Origin of the sequence: Aquibacillus salsiterrae (assembly GCF_028416595.1) — a bacterium.
In the GTDB taxonomy this organism is placed as follows: domain Bacteria; phylum Bacillota; class Bacilli; order Bacillales; family Amphibacillaceae; genus Aquibacillus_A; species Aquibacillus_A salsiterrae.
The window spans coordinates 225,887-238,862 of the sequence record NZ_JAMQKC010000002.1 but is presented as its reverse complement, the minus strand read 5'-3'; the positions used below and the strand labels follow the sequence as shown (position 1 = coordinate 238,862).

The window sequence follows — 12,976 nt, the reverse complement described above, 5'->3', positions numbered from 1 at the left end:
CTGTTCACCTCGCAAAATTTAGTAACTACATATAAAAGTCAGAAGGGCTAGTACCAGTTATCGATCGAAACACCTTGCTAAAATAAGTAGGATTCTGATAGCCGACCATTTCACTAACTTCATAGATCATATATTTTTGTTCTTTTAGCTTCTCTTTTGCTTTTTCAATGCGAAACTTATTTAAATAGTTTACAAATGTTTCTCCAGTGACTTTCTTAAACAATTGAGATAAATAATTTTTGTTTATATATAAGGATTCTGCTATTTCAGCCAAGGTAATTTCTTCATCATAATAGTCTTGGACGTATTGCTTTACTTCATGAATTAATTTGTGACTTTTTTTCCCTGTCAATTCTTCTTTCATCTGAGCCATCCACTCACAAGATTGTTTTTTCATCCAATCACTCAATTCTTTCGTAGATGGTTGGGAATAAATAGTAGTTACCAATTCATATACAGTTTTTGAATCAACCACTAACTGATTGTAGTTATACCGATCAATCATTAATGCATTAACAGTGCTAATACATATATTTTGAACGACGAAAAGAGGTAATTCATTTTCAGTTATTTCTTCATCGAATTTTTTCCATATTTCAATAACTTCCTCAACATTTTTTTCAGCTATTGCATTGTGCAGTTGTTTTAATATTTCTAATGGATATTGAAACGCACCTATTTTTTCCTTGTCATTTACTTCATCAAAACAAAAAACTTTATTTAACTCTTGAAATTCTACCGCTTCTAATACACGTTGACTTTCTAAAAAAGATTGATGTAATTCGTGAATAGATAATGTTTCTCTTCCAATACCGACATTGGAAGAGACTTTTAAATACAATAAAATATTGTTAACTATTTTTTGAGTCAGATTTTTAATAAGGTAATCCAGGTTCTCTACTGACACACCCTTACAGAAAAATACAAGAACAAAAGTTGAATCCGAATAATCAACGATATAACTTTCGAGTGATCGTGGTAAAGAAAATTCTTTAATTGTTTCTTGAATAATGTTTGTCGAACTGAATTTAATCAATTGCCACTCTTCTTCTTTTGATTTAGATAAATAAGGTGGCCGGATCATTGATAAACTAGCTACTACAATTTGTTCCATATTCATTAAATCCAATAACTCTAACTTTTCCTTAGCAATTTTTGCAGAAGAATAGCGGTCATTAATCATTTCCCGAATGAGCGCTTGTTTTGTATATAATAAGTATTCATTCAGCCGCTTATTGTGTTGATCCATAATTTTTTTTTGTTTTTCATGTGCATCCATTTCCTGCAACACATCTTCAAGCACCATTTCTATTTCATCAATTGTGGCTGGTTTTAAAAAAAAGTACTTTACCCCATATTGGATAGCTTGCCTAGCATTATCAAAATGATTATATCCACTATGGATAATAATATTAATTTCAGGAAATGTTTTAAACAGCTGTTTAATGAGATTTAGTCCTGTCATTTTCGGCATATAAATGTCAGTGATTAAGATATCAGGTGGATTTTGTATGATTAAATCTAAAGCATCTTCACCATTATTGGCAGTACCTATCACATGTAAGTTTAGTTTCTCCCATGATACGTAACTAATTAAACCATTTATTGCACTTTGGTCATCATCAATAATCATTACAGATCTCATTAAAATCGGTCCTTTCCAATTCCATCTACCCAATCTCGTTGATTTACTAACCAAGCCTCTAATTCTTCTCTATTTTTAATTGCAGGAAGTTTTATTTGAACAGCAGTTCCTCCTTCTTGTCGATTTTCCATCCTGATTCCATAAGCTTTCCCACAGTATAGCCAGATGCGTTCTCTAACATTTGTTATTCCAACACCTGATAAGTTTTTAATATCCCAGTTGTTTGGAAGTCCTATTCCATGATCAATAATTGTTATTAGCAACACTTCGTTCCCATTTTCCACCATACACTTTGCTAACACTTTTATGATAACAGTTTCTTTCTCAGGATTTGGATAGCCATGAATCATGCTGTTCTCAATAAATGGTTGCAATATAATTTTCGGGACATAGAAATCCTTAATTGATGCAGGCACCTTTAAATCGTAGTTGATAGACTTTGAGATTCGAGCACGCTGAATTTGATTGTAACTATTTGCGTGTTCTAGCTCATCTCTTAAGGGAATAAATTTTTTCCCACCACTTAATCCAATACGAAACATTTTACTTAATTGGTTAGCCATAAAACTTATTTCCTTAGCGTTGTGATCCATCGCCTTCCAATGGATCATATCTAGTGTATTATATAAAAAATGTGGCATAATCTCACTTTGTAATGCTTTAAGTTCTGCTTCTTTACGATACTTACTTTCTAGCTCCCATTTTTTAAATAATTCCTCTAATTGATAGGTCATTTGATTAAAATTTTTGGCAAGGATGTCATATTCTTCGATATAAAAAGAACCTACATTGACGTCAAATTTACCTTGTTCAACTTTTTTCATTCCATGAATAATTCTTTGCAACGGATGCATAATCCGCCTTCCAACCCAATACGCAAGTGGAATTGACAACAACAATGCGCCAATACCTAAAAACAAGATATAGTAGCTAGTTTTTCTTGTATCTGCGAATAATTCTTCCATTGGAATCAATTGTGCAAGCCGCCACTGGTTGTAATTAGTTTCTGAGACCAAAAATAAATAATCCTCGTTATTGTAGGAGATCGTTTGGTACTGATTAGAAAGCTTGATATATTTGTCCATCAATCTTTCTGATGGTTCGCCATCAATGGATGTAATTACATTGTTTAATGCTTGGATAGATTGAGGAGATCCAAGCTTAGCAATAACCTTTCCACCGGTGTTCAACACCATAACTGATTCACTAACGTTTCCAGTTAAATTATATTCAGAAGTATTAGCAAAAAAATTCTCTGTTAATACATTCACTTTTAAAAAAGCCACAGTTTGTCCTTTTTGGTCAGGAATCAAATGGATATAGCTAATCATCTCTTGATTGTTCACAGGTGATACGTGATTTGGAATCCAAGCACTATCCATACTTGCAAATATATCGAACCATGGTTCTTTGTTAATCATATCCATCGTGTAAATGACATTTCCATCTATTTTGGGATAATCAATATATCGATTTGTGAACAGTTCAATCGAGTCAATATCCCGCTTTAAACTTGCTACTCCAGTTAATAATTTTGCTAATTCTCTTTGTTCAGTTATTGCACCGTAAACACTCTTTGGTTGATTGGAAAAGGTTTCAATAACAGATTGATTAGCTGCCACATATTTACCTGCTTCACTAACACTTGTAATATAATTCGAAAGATTATTGGTACTTTCATTTAATAACGCTAATCTTGTTTCACTTATATCTTTGGAACTAATATCTAAAAAGGTCTTGTATGAAATAAACGTAATTGCGGTTAAGAAAAGCGCATTTACCAATAAAAAGCTGACTACCATTATCGTTGTTAGTTTTTTAATCATCGCAGATCCTTCTTAGTTTAATAGTTTTACTTTTCTGTTAATTTAATATTAACCCTTAATCCCACTAGTAGCAATGCCTTCTACAATATACCTTTGGAATGTAAAGAAAATAAGTGTGATAGGTAACATGGACAAGACTGACATAGCAAATACTGCTCCCCAAGAAGATTCCCCTTGCGAATCTAAAAACAACCTTAATCCTAACGGAACAGTAAATTTATCAACGGTATTCAAATACAATATTTGACTAAAGAAATCATCCCATGTCCAGATAAAAGTAAAAATAGCTGTCGTAATTAATACTGGCACTGCTAACGGAATAATAATTCGAGTATATATTTTTACTACTCCACACCCGTCCATAATAGCACTTTCATCTAGCTCTCTTGGTATCCCTCTAAAAAACTGAACCATCAAAAAGATAAAGAAACCATCTGTTGCTAACAGTTTTGGTACGGTAAGAGGCAAAATTGTATTTATCCAACCTAAATTGTGAAAAATTGTGTATTGCGGGATTAATGTTGCATGGGCAGGTAGCATAATAGTCATTAACATACAAGCAAACCATAGTTTCTTTAATGGGAACTTCAATCTAGCAAATGCATATGCAGCCATGGAACATGTTATTAGATTTGCAACAACACTAATAACGCTAATAATAAAAGAATTTTTAAAAAACAATCCAAATGACACGTCACGAACAACATTCCAACCATTTATATAATTATTAAAGGTTATCTCTTTTGGCCATAACCCAGGGGATGAAAAAATTAGATTTTCAGGCTTAATGGAGCTAGATACCATCCATAAGACCGGGTACAACATTAAAACACCTAACGTTATGATGAATCCATGTGTAACTACTTTACTATAGGATAAACGATGATTCATTATAGTTTCCCCCCATCTTCGTAATGGACCCAGAACTTAGAGGATAGAAATATCATAATGGTCATTACACCAAGAACAAAAACTAATACCCAAGCCATAGCAGATGCGAATCCCATTTCAAAATATGAAAATCCTCTTTGATATAAATAAAGTGTATAAAACAATGTCGAATTTATCGGTCCGCCAGTTCCTTCACTTATGATGTAAGCAGAAGTGAACACTTGGATCGATTTAATTAATTCAATTACTAAATTAAAGAAAATAACTGGCGAAAGTAACGGTAATGTTATCTTAAAAAATGTGTTGACCTTACTCGACCCATCTACTGCTGCTGCTTCATATAGTTCGGATGGAATTTGTTTTAAACCTGCTAAAAAGATAACCATTGAAGCTCCAAACTGCCAAGTTGCTAGGATAATTATTGTTCCAAGTGCATAATCGGGATGAGACACCCAACCTTGCCCGGCTATGCCAAAAAATCCCAATACTTGATTGATAATTCCATCAATTCCAAACAAATTTTTCCAAAGTAAAGCAATCGCTACACTTCCACCTAGTAGAGAAGGCAAATAATAAACGGTCCGGTAGATACCGACACCTTTTATTCCCTTATTTAGTAATACAGCAACCAGTAATGCTGCGATTAATTGCGTTGGAACAGCGATAAAGACAAATTGAAGAGTTACCTTTACCGAAGCCCAATATTTATCATCACTAAACATGTCCTGATAGTTAGCTAAGCCTATCCATTCTGGTGGGTTTAGCAGATCAAATTTAGTAAAAGATAAATATAAAGAACTGACCATCGGGCCCAGTACCAAACTAAAAAAACCTATTAACCAAGGTAATAAGAAAATGTAAGCAATAATATAATTTTTTCTTGTTTGTGTTTTTTTGTATTGGTTTGGACGTAGATTAGGTACACTTTTTTGTTTAACTGTGCTTGTTTCCATGTCCATCCTCCTATATATAGAAGAAAGTGACTTGATAATTGCAACCACAGTCACTTTCTTCAGTTTATTTGTTGTACTTATTCTTCTGTATATTTTTTTATATTGTCGATTAATTTGTCGTAATAATTATTTGCTGCATCTTCTACACTCGATTGATCAAAGTAAATCTTCTCGGCAGTTTCCTTAAACAATTGTGTATTTTCATTATATCCAGGATAGTTAGGAATATATGGTGCATCGGAAGTTTCACTGACAAGGTCAATGTATTCAAAAATTGCTTGGTCAATTTCATCAGCTTTGTCAATTAAATTAACACGGACATCAGAGTTAACGGGTGCACCACGATCATTGCCCAGGATTTCTGTAGCTTCTAAATCATTCACAAAGAAGTCAATGAACTTTGCAACCTCTTCTGGGTGTTCGGTCATTTTGTTACCTGCAAAAAATTGGCTTGGACGCAATGAAACACCATTTTTGCCAGTTTCAGAGTCATAAGGATATGGGTACAATAAAAACTCATCTTTAGTAGCATTTGAATAGGCGCCATATTGATTACTTGCAACAGATTCAATCGCTACATCTCCTTGAACAATTAATGATTGTTCTGGTGTTTGTGAGGCTGATACTTGAATTTCAGGAACTGCAGCTCCACCACTTTCTCTTAAATCTTTCCACAGTTGGAACCAGTCTGCTACATCAGTTGCTTCAAAACCAATCTCACCATCTAAATAGGAGAACTTATCTCGTTGAGCTAAAAATACACCAAATCCGTCTTCTTCAAAATCAGCAGTCCCGTAAGTACCATCAAGTCCTTCTGATAATTTTGGTGTTAAGTCTCTAAAATCTTCCCAAGTCCAATCCTTACTTGGTAGAGACACTCCCGTTTTATCAAAAGCAGTTTTATTTACCAATACACCCCACGCAGTAGTTCCCAATGTTAGACCGTACAGTTTCCCATCGAATGTAGCTGCATCAAGCATGCTTTCAGAGTGCTTACTAATGTCAATTTGATTACCAACAAATTCATCTAACGGGAGTACTACATCCTTTAATACATAATCATTAAGATTACCACCATATTGAATTACATCCGGTGCATTTCCTGCAGCAAACTGTGTAGTTAATTTATCGAAATAACCGTCGAATCCTGAATACTCCGCAACAATCTTAATATTGGGATATTTTTCTTCAAATAAATCGATTACTTTTAATGTGCGATCGTGACGTTCTTGGCCACCCCACCACGCAACACGTAATTCAATAACATCGTCTGATTCTTCGGATTGTTCACTTGATTCATCTTGTGAAGAGTCACCGAGTGATTCACTTGCAGAATCCTTCGACTCATTCCCCCCATCACCAGACGAGTTTGAGCTACATCCCGATACAATTAGAAAGGACATAATTGCCAACAAACAAATGTAAAATATTTTTTTCAACTTTCTTCCTCCTCCTTTGTTATTACATTATTATTTTAACTTGTAATCGCTTTCAGTTTAATAAAGAAAAGTAAGGTAGTCTATAACAAAAATTAGTTTTTCTCCCTTTTCTTAATAGCCCAAATTTCCCTCTTTGGTCCATCCGCCTATAACATCTGCTTTGATTTTCCATAGGATAGAAGTACATCGTTAAAAGGAGGTAAGCAAACATGGGTTACTTTAATGGATACGGATATGGTTATGGTCATGGTTATGGATATGGCCACGGTTGTGGAAATTACGTTCCCGTAAGCGGAGGAAACAATGGATTCATTCTACTTGTGGTTCTGTTTATCTTATTAATAATTGTTGGGAACAACTACCCAATCGCAGGCGACGCTGAATAATAAAGATAACTAACCAAATAATTAATCTTATTAGGAGGTTATATTTCATGAGTTATATCGGCGGACAAAACGGTTTTATTTTGCTTGTCGTATTATTCGTTCTATTAGTGATTGTAGGTAACAACTACCCAACCGGCGGTGACTATGGCTTTGGGTATTAATCCCTAAGCTTGCCAATCTATGAAAAATTAACTAATTAGGAGGTAGATATTGTGAGTTTTGCTGGCGGACAAAACGGTTTTATTTTACTTGTCGTATTATTTGTTTTATTAGTGATTGTAGGTAACAACTACCCAACTGGCGGTGACTATGGCTTTGGGTATTAATCCCTAAGCTTGCCAATCTATGAAAAATTAACTAATTGGGAGGTAGATATTGTGAGTTTTGCTGGCGGACAAAACGGTTTTATTTTACTTGTCGTATTATTTGTTTTATTAGTGATTGTAGGTAACAACTACCCAACGGGTGGATATGGTTACTAATTAATTCCTTGTCTTTAGGCTGCCGAGAAAATTCTCGGCAGCCTTCATTAACTTTATACCCTCCAATGAAAAGTAGGACAAGCCTAGTCGTAAACCCCAGCACTCCATTTTCTTTTGACTTTTTTATAGTCATATCTACACACATCAATCATATCTTTAGAATAAGCTATTAGCATAGAAAACTATTTTCTCTTATCGATTGAAAGGAGCAAATAACCATGAAGGATGGTGTCCTTCCTGATATAGCTGCTTCACCTTTTAAAAACCTTTCAAAAAGTAAGATGTCATTCGAAGAAGTTTTTGAGCATATCATTCAATTTATGAAAAAAGAACCTAATGCGAATTATCGATTAATTGTTGGAACAGATTCGCAAGTTCATCAGCGTCATACCGTTTTCGTTACTGGTGTTGTCATTTTACGGGAAGGTAAGGGCGCGTGGGGATGCATTTTGCCAATTAAAATAAAACGGAAATATAACAGCTTACACGAAAAGATATCGACGGAAACATCTTTAACCGAGCAAGTCGCTTACCTATTTGATGAAGAAAAAAAGAACCAAATGATTGATATCGTATTACCATATTTATATAGAGGTAGTTCTTTCACAATGGAAGGACACATCGATGTTGGGCTTAGTAAGAAATCCTTATCACGATTCTTAGCAAGTGAAATGATGGCTCGGGTTGAATCAATTGGCCTTGAACCAGTGGTAAAGCCAGAATCTTTTGTTGCATCCGGGTACGCCAATCGGTTTACAAAATATCCAGAAAAATACATTTAAGGAAAGCGAGAATGCCTTGTTCAGCCTAAGGCAGCAATCTCCTGAAGTTTTTTTGCTTTCTTATCTTTTTAAAAAGCACCCAAACTCGGGTGCTTATCCTTTAAACATATAATGAAATGCCGCTCGTTCATGTTGTAACAGCTGATGATCGAGTTTGGTAATTTCTGCCGCATTATGTAACGAATCCCTTAGCTCTTTTAGTCTTTTAAACTTTGATAAGTGCCAATTGTACTTCATGCGGTAATACACTTTCCTCATTTCTTATCCTCCTCGAAAAAAACCGACGGAGTCCGATTTGGAAGCTGGCTAGCATTGCACTTTGCGTTAGCCCCTATAGCTTTGCGTCACCACTTTTCAATGGGTTTGCCTTTATCGTGCGGTTTTTATGAATACCATATAATTATCAATCAAAATAGAGTAATTTTTAAATAGTCCTTCTCACTTATCTTTTTTACAATTAAATCCCATATAGTTTAAAACTTGTCATCAAAAGATTACCTTCCATTCTATAGCAGCCGGCTGCCATAGGTAGAAATACCTTTAGGCCCTTGGCTTTGCGTCACTGTCTTTCGACAACTTTGCCTTTTGTATAGGACTGGATGTCATCTTTGTTCCATTGTACGTTGATATTTCCTTTTCACACTTACTACACTGCGATTTAAGTGTTTACTTATGGAATGAAAGTTATCACCAGAAGTATGTAAGTGTAACATTAGTTTCACCTCACCAGTTGTCCAATTCCGGTAAGCAACTTCTCTTTTTTTCCGTCTTTCCACGTCCACCCATTTTGGTTCGGGCACAATACTGTTTTTGATAACTTTTGAGAAATCAATCCGTTCTTTATTAAGCTCAGCCCAAGCCCAAAATTCTAATTGGTCGATGAAATAAAATTTCCGAGAAGAACGAGTAACTCTTTTTTGGTACGGTAAACCATGCTTTTGTATCCATAGTTTTACTACGGTTGGGTCTACATCTAAAAGTCCAGCTAATTGGTGCATAGTAAGACTACCAATGGCCTCTTTCGTATTTGATAGACCAAGCCGTTTCATTTTTAAAATTACTGCTGTGTCTGATCGATTAAGATTCCTTGCGATAGTAGAAATCTTTATACTTCCAACGGAATCTCGCAAATAATTAATTTCCTCATCTTGCCATTTTCTTTTTTTCATGATTAACTCCTTTTCATTCACTTCTTTACTGTTTAATGTTCTATAGGTCAAAACACTAATAGCTTAGGAAAGAATGAAAAGGTAACCTATGATGACCTATTTCTAATATAACAACTTCATCGATAATTTAAAATACCTATCTATATAATTTTAACGAATTAATCAGGTGCATAACCCTTCCTGCTTAAGTAAATAGCAGTTCATCTATATTTTTGATATAATTCTCTAAAATAATGGTCGGTCATACAATCGAAAAGTACCCCGAAAAGACTTTGTGTAGTTCGGCATTTCCTTCAGAGACTAACCGAGAGAAGTACAATTGGAACATGATTTTGATTCGCGAGATTGTCAACATAGCTCAGGCTTTTCCATAAAGAGTCTACTCTTCCCTTTGGCCCTGATCAGAATGAATCTTTTGCAAAAACATACATTCTTTAACGGAATTTGACACAATAATAAAATAAATTCCAATAATTACAGCATAAATCTAACATAATTTATGGTAAATTAGAACTTAACCCTTGCGTTAATACAAGAATCTGTCCATAATTAACTATTGGAATAAATACTCGGAGCGTGGATATTGATGAGTAAACCAAAAAGAAACAGCCCTTGCCCATGCGGCAGTGGTAAAAAATACAAAAAATGTTGTGGAGCAAATGTCATCGATCTCAACTACGATGTATACAATAACGAATTAGATCGGATTCATGGTGAGCTCATAACATATGCATTTACCAACTATAAAGAAACGATTACAAATCAATTAAACAAATATATGCCTACCAACTTGGATGATGATACAAGAGAGGCTTATACGTCTTGCTTAAACGTCTGGACGATATTAAACGTGCCAATTGAAAATGAGGGAAAGACAATTGCTGAAACGTTCCTTGCAAGTGTTAAAGTTGAGCATACTAGGACCAAGGACATTTCACAAAGATGGTCCACATCTGCACCTGTAGTTGTGAAAATTGCTTCCATCGACCAATCACAAAAATATAAAGTTAAAGTGATAGATGTATTAAACGGTGAAAATTACTTGTTACCATTACTGCAGGGTGAGTTTACACCTGGTGACTTCCTTACAGGTATTTTAATTCCTTATGTAAACCACTATAACTTTTTCTTAACTGCTTTAGAAATAGATTCACACCAAGAACAACATATTAGACAAGTGCTAGAGCGTCTGTCTAACCAGGTCGGCGGATTACGCCAGCACTATCCTGATTTACTAAAGGAAATGTTAGTAGAGCCTTCCAATCAATTAGATTGGCACAAGCAGGAACATGAGGAAGTTGCGGAAATGTTTTTAAACCACGCAAACGAAAAAGGTCTCGATGGCAAAATAGCAACAGAAGGTGTCCGGCTGTGGAACCTCTATTGTGAGAAGAAAAATCCAAATTTGAAGAAAGCTTCTCCATATGCAGCAGCACTCGATTACTTTATTCAAACGGCTCTTGTTCATGCTGAGCCAACACAAAAGGAAATCGCCGATGAATACGGGACATCTGCAACGACAGTATCAAGTAACTATCGAAAGCTAACAGATCTTCTAGCAGATGAAGTGAGGCAATAATGGCAATTAGGTTTGGATAGTGGAAATATATTTTATCAAAATGGTCATCAAATGGGGTTGGTGACCATTTTTCTTGTTGACTAGTAAATTATAAAATCCGCTCGGTGTGGATAGCATTAAAGCCAGCTACGTCAAGCTCCTCCGCCTCGCTAAGCCCAGGCAGCATAAGACAAGACCTGACGTGGCTGTTGCTCGATGTTATCCCCGCTTGGATTTTTTTATACCTTCTTACCTAGTAAGAAAAGCGCAGGGCGCCCGGAGCTAGACAGCTCTTGGATCTTTTTATACTTTCTTATCCTTTTAAAAAAGAGTACAAAACCTTCACAATTTCATACTCAATCCTTAACTATCCTATTGGACGTTTATTTACTATTGATCCATAGCCTTTCTCCCCTGAATCTTGGGTGATTCGTTTTACTGCCAAATAAATACATAGTCCAACTACAACACCAACGCTATCGGCAACAAAATCATACCATACCCCACCACGGTTAAAAAATAATTGTGCTATTTCAGTAGCAATCCCATAGAAAGTTGCTAGCGATAAGACAACACCTATGCGCTGAATAACGGTAAATAAGAGCAAGGTCAACACCATAAACATAAACGCATGACCTATTAGTTCTATTTTAGCCGGATTACTTGGAAGAACTTGAAACAAATCAAGCCACTTTGGTTCAGTAGTAAAATCAAACGCTATTTCTCCCCGTTGAACAAATGCATTTACTTCTTTCGTACATGTAGCAACAAAAATAAATAGCGTCCAGATGATTAACAAAGCATACAAGATTAACACTACCTTTTTTTACGTAATTACTAGTTAGACTTTCTCACCTAACGAGTAATAACCATTGTTAACCTTTTTGAAAAAAATCATACGTTAAATTGTTAATCAAGAGCAATCTTAATTCCTATAAGAACAGTAGGAACGCCGACGCCGATTTAACTACTTATTAACATTATAAAAAAAGGGAGGGCACAAAATCATAGGCGATTTTGTGCCCCATTCTTATTTTAATAACCTATTGACCTATATTCTACTCCACAACTTCTGTAGGTTAACAATATTTAATCTAGCACTTTCTAATGTATCTTTATCAAAATCCTCTTGTTCGACCGTTAACCATGGAATGCTTAAATTTCTCGCTCTCTCAAGAATTGTAGTTAGGTCTAACTCACCTTCCCCAATTTCAGTTGTTACTTTGTTACCATCTTCTCGTTTCATATCTTTTAAATGAAGAGATACGCAACGAGAAGTGTGTTCGTCAATAATCTTAACAGGGTCATAACCAGCATGAAGCGCCCAATAACAATCTAGCTCCATTTTTACGTAGGCTGGGTCTGTTTCTTCAAATAAGATTGAAAAGCCATGCTTTCCGTCACCCAAATCAGCGAATTCAAAATGATGGTTGTGATATCCAAATGTAAAGCCTTGCTCTTTACACTTTCTGCCAATCTCGTTTAAAGCCGCTGCTGCTCGTTTAAATCCATCCGTACTACCTTGCAGTTCTTTCGGTAGTGATGGACAAATGACAAGCCTATTTCCAATCGTCTCATTGTATTCTAATGTACCACTAAGTTGGTCGTCCTTAAGTTGGTCAAAAGGCGTATGACTTCCTGCCGGGATAACGCCAGACTCATCCATTACGCTCCTTACTGTTTTTGCATCCGTGTTAAAAAAACCTGCAAATTGGACGGCATCATAACCCATTTTTCCAAGCTCATGGATAGTGTCTAAGAAGTTGTCTTGCGTTTTATCCCGGACTGAATATAATTGAATCCCAAGTTTCCCCACTAACAATCCTCTCCCTTAGCTTTTTTGAA

At 35.3% G+C, this 12,976-nt stretch carries 14 protein-coding genes, 1 pseudogene and 2 riboswitches; of the genes and pseudogenes, 6 read left to right on the top strand and 9 right to left on the bottom strand.

Features of this window, described 5'->3' with window-relative positions:
- Positions 1–25 precede the first annotated feature (25 nt).
- The 5 genes from NC799_RS03655 to NC799_RS03635 form a co-directional block, all read right to left on the bottom strand.
- Positions 26–1,633: a response regulator transcription factor gene (locus tag NC799_RS03655; protein ID WP_272444989.1), complete on the bottom strand. Its 1,608-nt coding sequence runs from the start codon at positions 1,631–1,633 to the stop codon at positions 26–28.
- An 11-nt stretch (positions 1,634–1,644) separates the two neighbouring features.
- Positions 1,645–3,471, bottom strand: a complete 1,827-nt coding sequence (locus NC799_RS03650) for a sensor histidine kinase (RefSeq protein ID WP_272444988.1) — start codon at positions 3,469–3,471, stop codon at positions 1,645–1,647.
- Between the two features lie 48 nt (positions 3,472–3,519).
- Positions 3,520–4,362 (bottom strand): carbohydrate ABC transporter permease, encoded by an 843-nt coding sequence (locus tag NC799_RS03645; RefSeq protein ID WP_272444987.1) that lies wholly within the window; start codon positions 4,360–4,362, stop codon positions 3,520–3,522.
- Positions 4,362–5,315, bottom strand: a complete 954-nt coding sequence (locus NC799_RS03640) for a carbohydrate ABC transporter permease (protein WP_272444986.1) — start codon at positions 5,313–5,315, stop codon at positions 4,362–4,364. The genes NC799_RS03645 and NC799_RS03640 overlap by 1 nt, the downstream gene beginning before the upstream one ends.
- 77 nt (positions 5,316–5,392) lie before the next feature.
- Complete coding sequence (locus NC799_RS03635) at positions 5,393–6,754, bottom strand: ABC transporter substrate-binding protein (RefSeq protein WP_272444985.1); 1,362 nt, start codon at positions 6,752–6,754, stop codon at positions 5,393–5,395.
- 290 nt (positions 6,755–7,044) lie between these two features.
- Between NC799_RS03635 and NC799_RS18390 the strand changes: the two are divergent.
- The 5 genes and pseudogenes from NC799_RS18390 to NC799_RS03610 form a co-directional block, all read left to right on the top strand.
- A pseudogene (locus NC799_RS18390) lies at positions 7,045–7,140 on the top strand (YjcZ family sporulation protein); the annotation flags it as partial.
- Positions 7,141–7,187: 47 nt separating this feature from the next.
- Positions 7,188–7,301, top strand: a complete 114-nt coding sequence (locus tag NC799_RS03625; protein WP_272444983.1) for a YjcZ family sporulation protein — start codon at positions 7,188–7,190, stop codon at positions 7,299–7,301.
- 51 nt (positions 7,302–7,352) lie between these two features.
- On the top strand, positions 7,353–7,466 hold the full coding sequence (locus tag NC799_RS03620; protein ID WP_272444981.1) for a YjcZ family sporulation protein: 114 nt from the start codon (positions 7,353–7,355) through the stop codon (positions 7,464–7,466).
- A gap of 51 nt (positions 7,467–7,517) precedes the next feature.
- Positions 7,518–7,622 (top strand): YjcZ family sporulation protein, encoded by a 105-nt coding sequence (locus NC799_RS03615; protein ID WP_272444980.1) that lies wholly within the window; start codon positions 7,518–7,520, stop codon positions 7,620–7,622.
- A gap of 218 nt (positions 7,623–7,840) precedes the next feature.
- Positions 7,841–8,404 carry a ribonuclease H-like YkuK family protein gene (locus NC799_RS03610; protein WP_272444979.1) on the top strand — a complete coding sequence of 188 codons (564 nt, stop codon included), beginning with the start codon at positions 7,841–7,843 and terminating at the stop codon, positions 8,402–8,404.
- A gap of 93 nt (positions 8,405–8,497) precedes the next feature.
- On the opposite strand, the gene NC799_RS03605 is transcribed toward NC799_RS03610, so the two are convergent.
- Together NC799_RS03605 and NC799_RS03600 are read right to left on the bottom strand one after the other, a co-directional pair.
- Positions 8,498–8,662, bottom strand: a complete 165-nt coding sequence (locus tag NC799_RS03605) for a hypothetical protein (RefSeq protein WP_272444978.1) — start codon at positions 8,660–8,662, stop codon at positions 8,498–8,500.
- A 36-nt stretch (positions 8,663–8,698) separates the two neighbouring features.
- Positions 8,699–8,782: riboswitch (cyclic di-GMP riboswitch) on the bottom strand.
- 129 nt (positions 8,783–8,911) lie between these two features.
- A riboswitch (cyclic di-GMP riboswitch) is annotated at positions 8,912–8,997 on the bottom strand.
- Between the two features lie 9 nt (positions 8,998–9,006).
- Entirely contained in the window at positions 9,007–9,573 is a 567-nt protein-coding gene (locus tag NC799_RS03600) for a DNA-binding protein (protein WP_272444977.1), read from the bottom strand.
- A 586-nt stretch (positions 9,574–10,159) separates the two neighbouring features.
- Here NC799_RS03600 and NC799_RS03595 point away from each other — a divergent pair.
- Complete coding sequence (locus tag NC799_RS03595) at positions 10,160–11,152, top strand: SEC-C metal-binding domain-containing protein (RefSeq protein ID WP_272444975.1); 993 nt, start codon at positions 10,160–10,162, stop codon at positions 11,150–11,152.
- Positions 11,153–11,498: 346 nt separating this feature from the next.
- Here the strand turns inward: NC799_RS03595 and NC799_RS03590 are convergent, their stop codons facing one another.
- Together NC799_RS03590 and NC799_RS03585 are read right to left on the bottom strand one after the other, a co-directional pair.
- Entirely contained in the window at positions 11,499–11,939 is a 441-nt protein-coding gene (locus NC799_RS03590; RefSeq protein ID WP_272444974.1) for a VanZ family protein, read from the bottom strand.
- Between the two features lie 243 nt (positions 11,940–12,182).
- Positions 12,183–12,947, bottom strand: a complete 765-nt coding sequence (locus NC799_RS03585) for a sugar phosphate isomerase/epimerase family protein (protein WP_272444973.1) — start codon at positions 12,945–12,947, stop codon at positions 12,183–12,185.
- Positions 12,948–12,976: the final 29 nt, after the last annotated feature.